General features: G+C 62.5%; 4 protein-coding genes. 2 read left to right on the top strand and 2 right to left on the bottom strand.

The window, feature by feature from the left end; translation table 11 throughout:
* A partial coding sequence (locus tag ACN269_RS33825) for a hypothetical protein (protein WP_421477280.1) occupies positions 1-213 on the bottom strand: 213 nt, incomplete at its 3' end.
* Positions 214-668: 455 nt separating this feature from the next.
* A complete protein-coding gene (locus ACN269_RS33820; RefSeq protein ID WP_421477278.1) occupies positions 669-1,427 on the bottom strand; it encodes an alpha/beta fold hydrolase in 759 nt (252 codons plus the stop codon).
* Positions 1,428-1,828: 401 nt separating this feature from the next.
* On the opposite strand from ACN269_RS33820, the gene ACN269_RS33815 reads away from it, so the two are divergent.
* Positions 1,829-2,059, top strand: coding sequence for a FitA-like ribbon-helix-helix domain-containing protein (locus tag ACN269_RS33815; RefSeq protein WP_421477276.1), 231 nt, complete (start codon positions 1,829-1,831; stop codon positions 2,057-2,059).
* The gene (locus ACN269_RS33810; protein ID WP_421477274.1) at positions 2,056-2,469 is read left to right on the top strand and encodes a type II toxin-antitoxin system VapC family toxin; all 414 of its coding nucleotides are present in this window, start codon (positions 2,056-2,058) and stop codon (positions 2,467-2,469) included. Before ACN269_RS33815 ends, ACN269_RS33810 begins: the two co-directional genes overlap by 4 nt.
* The last annotated feature ends 315 nt before the right edge of the window (positions 2,470-2,784 follow it).

The raw sequence follows: 2,784 nt of genomic DNA, 5'->3' as shown, positions 1-2,784 counted from the left end.
GGTTATCCGGTCGAACAGCCACCGCCATGTCTCCTCGTGCGCTAAGCGCACCGAGCGGATGAGGTCGTTGAGCGGAATGTTCCGTTGCACACCGGAGCGGGCGATGGCCGCGGTCGCTGGCGCAAGGTCGTCCCGACGCGGATCGTCTCCAGTTTGGATGCACTGTGCGATTTGGCCAAGACTGGCCTCGACGCTGGCAAGCTGCTCGGCCACGGCCGACGCATCCGGAACTATCTTCGGCAACTCGGATTGAAATCGATCAACTATGTGACCGGCCAACTGCGGCGCACACGTTTGCATCTCGGCAGCGACCGGTCTGAGCACCTCTAGCCACGCCGTTCGGGCGGCGGGCTCCTGAAGTGGTCGCCACACGGGCTCCATGTCGGCAGAATCTAGTCCAGTTGCGTTGGTGGCACAACGAGGCGGCGACCGTTGGGCCGCCGACCACGAGCACACCATTCGTCGATTGCGGCGCATCTGACCCTAATCTCGGCACGCAGATGCACGGCATGCCAAGAATCGTCGCCAAATGCCTTCCCGGTCTAAAACGGCAAGGGGAGGCAACTCGCACCTCTTGAGCACGCACCGTTACCAGCTAACCAGTGCGAGTTGTCTTGTGCTACAAGAGAAGTCAGTCGCTGCGGCGGTTGCGCTGTTGCCGATTGGCACTACGCGTACAGCCGGCAGCGCTCGACGAGGATGTTGGCCAGCCGTTCCGGTTCGCCGACCATCAGCATGTGGCACGTGTCGATCTCAATGAGCGTCTGCACTCCGCCAAGCGCGGCGATGCACTCATATTGAATCTTCATCGAGACGGAACGATCGCGCCGAGTGAGTATCCACGTGCGCGGCACCTCGTCGGGCATACCACTGCGATCAACTTTTTCTATCATGATGGAGGGTGATTCCTGACAGGACCGAGCCAGCGTGAACCTGCGCTGTGCGGGAGTCATTCCGTTGCAAAATACAAACCCCGCCAACGCAGTAGGCAAACCTCCCGCCCGAACCGAACGGCCTTTCTGCACATAACGTTTCGCGGTGCGACGTGCGTACCAGCTCAGCGCCCCGGGAAGCGTGTCCACCAGGGCGCCGCCGTTGGCTGGTACCTGCGCGGTGGCCAAGATCATCTCCCGCACCCGCGCCGAGCCGAGCTTGGTGACAACACCGGGGACGGTCACCCCCGCCAGCGAATGGCCGACGATCACGAGGTCGTCGAGCGCAGCATCCTCGATGTCCGACACCACCGAGTTGACCCACTCGTCGATACAAGCCGTGATCAGGTCACCGGCCTTATCTCGCCGACCTGGCAAATCAATAGCCAGCACCCTTAGCTTCGGCTCCATGCCTTGGATCGCGTCTACGGTGGGCTCCCAACAATCAGCGGCAAAACCGCCTCCGTGCACCAGGACCAAAGCGGGCAGTGCCATGGCGGGCCTCCTTCAGCGCCGTGGGCGCTGGACCGCATCGTAACGCCCTCGACGCGACGGCGCGCCAGGTTTCGCCACCCGAACAGTTGCTAACGCAGCTCGTCGTCGGCTGCACGCCGGGCCGCGGTACAACTCGCACCTGTCGAGCACGCACCGTTACCAGCTAAAGGTAGCGAGTTGCAATGTGGCACAACATTGTCTCGCTCGTTGTCCGATCCGGAACTAGTTGAGAGTAATCCGGGGAAACATGAGAGCTGTCCGAATCCGCCCTGTTTTCCAGGACCATCTGAGAGTGCACATCGGCGCAGCTCCCGGCCTCGTGGCCGGCCACCACGACTTGCCGACATCCGAACATCGCCTCGACCGCATCTGATATCATCGATGTGATATCGGAGGTGGCGATGGAACAGATCCTGATCCGTAATCTACCCGCGGGCACCAAGGCTGCGTTGCGGGCGCGTGCCGAACGGCATCACCACTCCGTCGAGGCCGAAGCCCGCGCGATCCTCACCGCTGGGGTGTCGGGTGAGGAGGTCACGATCGTCGACCTGCTCGCCGACGACAGCCCCGACAGCGACTTCGACTTCGAGCCGGAGCGTCTCCCCCTGACTGCCCGCACACCTGAGCTGTGAGTTACCTGCTGGACACCAACGTGGTGTCGGCCCTGCGGAAGCCGGAACGCAACCCTGGAGTACGGGCGTGGGCGGTGTCGGTCCAACTGGCCGAGCTGTTCGTGGCTGCGAGCACTATCGCTGAGATCGAGCGCGGTGTCATCACCAAGGAACGAACGGACCCACAACAGGGCGAGGTCCTGCGTGGCTGGTTTGCGGACCGCGTACTGCCCACCTTCGATGGCCGGGTGCTGTCCTTCGACCTGGCCGCGGCGCGCATCCTGGCCACCTACCGGGTGCCCGAACATGCCCCGTACGCCGACGCCCTCATCGCTGCGGTGGCGGACGCGACCGGCAAGGTGATAGTGACCCGAAACATCCGGCACTTCGAGCCTCTCGGCGTGCGATGCCTGGACCCGTGGGAGCGGTGACGCTGACACTTGCGCACGAAGTCAGCCGTACCAATACCGTCCACTGAATGCCCTGCAGCTCGGAGCTGAGGGCCGCGCACACAGCGAGATCGCCGCGGAGCAACTCGCACCTGTTGAACACGCACCGTTACCAGTTGAGTTGCATTGCAGTCAAACGTAACTCGCAACTATCGGATGCACTCGCTTGCACCCTTCGCTCAATTCGTCACTGTGACGATTTCTCGTGGCGCTGCCCCGCTTCTGTTCACCCAGCCCACGGCCCCACAACTACAAAGAACATGAATAACGTGGATTATCGATCTTTCACCTGCCAGG

The sequence above is a fragment of the Micromonospora sp. WMMD736 genome (genome assembly GCF_049179015.1).
Lineage (GTDB): Bacteria > Actinomycetota > Actinomycetes > Mycobacteriales > Micromonosporaceae > Micromonospora.
Note: the sequence above shows the minus strand (reverse complement) of the source record. Positions and strands in the feature narration are given on the sequence as shown.